The organism is Thauera phenylacetica B4P (assembly GCF_000310225.1).
Classification (GTDB): domain Bacteria; phylum Pseudomonadota; class Gammaproteobacteria; order Burkholderiales; family Rhodocyclaceae; genus Thauera; species Thauera phenylacetica.
In genome coordinates this window covers 1-843 of sequence record NZ_AMXF01000527.1, presented here as the reverse complement: position 1 = coordinate 843, position 843 = coordinate 1, and the positions used below count along the sequence as shown (strand labels likewise).

Here is an 843-nt window from a genome sequence, read left to right as displayed (position 1 = left end):
GCGGTCGGGCATTCGAGGAAGTTGATGCAGCGCAGCCAGGTGCTCTTGCCCGAGCCGGACGAGCCGATGATGCTGATCACGTCGCCCGAGTTCGCGGTCAGCGAGACGCCCTTGAGCACCTCGTGGTCGCCGTAGGATTTGTGCAGGTCTTCGACGCGGACCTGTTCGACGCTGGCCTTGTGGTTCATGTTGTTCTCTTGCGTGGGCGCCCGCGAGGCGCCCGCCATGTCGCCGCGGGATGCTGCAGCGCGCCGCCGCAGGTCGGCGGTGCCCGGAGCGCAGTCCTCGCGGCGGGGTTGATCAGGACGACCTGCCCGCCCCCGCCTTGCGCGGTGCCAGGTGGGCCAGCCAGCGCTGCTCGGCGAGCTTGAACAGGCCCACCAGCACGAAGGTCAGCATGAGGTAGATCAGGCCGACGAAGACGAAGGCCTCGAAGGGCGCGAAGTGGCGCGAATAGACGTTGCGCGCCGCCCCCGTCAGGTCGACCAGGGTCACCGCGCTGGCGATCGCCGAGCCCTGCAGCATCAGGATCACCTCGTTGCTGTAGGTGGGGATCATGCGCCGCAGCGCCGACGGGATCACGATGCGCTGCAGCGCCTTCAGCCGCGTCATGCCCATCGCCTTGGCGGCCTCGAGCTCGCCATGCGGGGTGTTGCGCATGCTGCCGGCGAGGATCTCCACGGTGTAGGCGCAGGTGTTGAGGCCGAAGGCGAAGAGCGCGCAGAAGTAGGGCTCGCGGAACAGCGTCCACAGCGGGTGCCCGGCCTCCCAGGCCGCGCGCATCCATTCCCACTGCGAGGCGCCGTAGTACACCAGCAGCAGCTGCACCAGCATCGGCGTGCC

General features: G+C 68.7%; 2 protein-coding genes. Both read right to left on the bottom strand.

The window, feature by feature from the left end; all coding sequences use genetic code 11:
- A partial coding sequence (locus C667_RS23480) for an ATP-binding cassette domain-containing protein (RefSeq protein WP_157302472.1) occupies positions 1 to 188 on the bottom strand: 188 nt, incomplete at its 3' end.
- Between the two features lie 112 nt (positions 189 to 300).
- Positions 301 to 843, bottom strand: a 543-nt coding sequence (locus tag C667_RS23475) for an ABC transporter permease (protein WP_004390978.1), incomplete at its 5' end; no start/stop codon positions are given.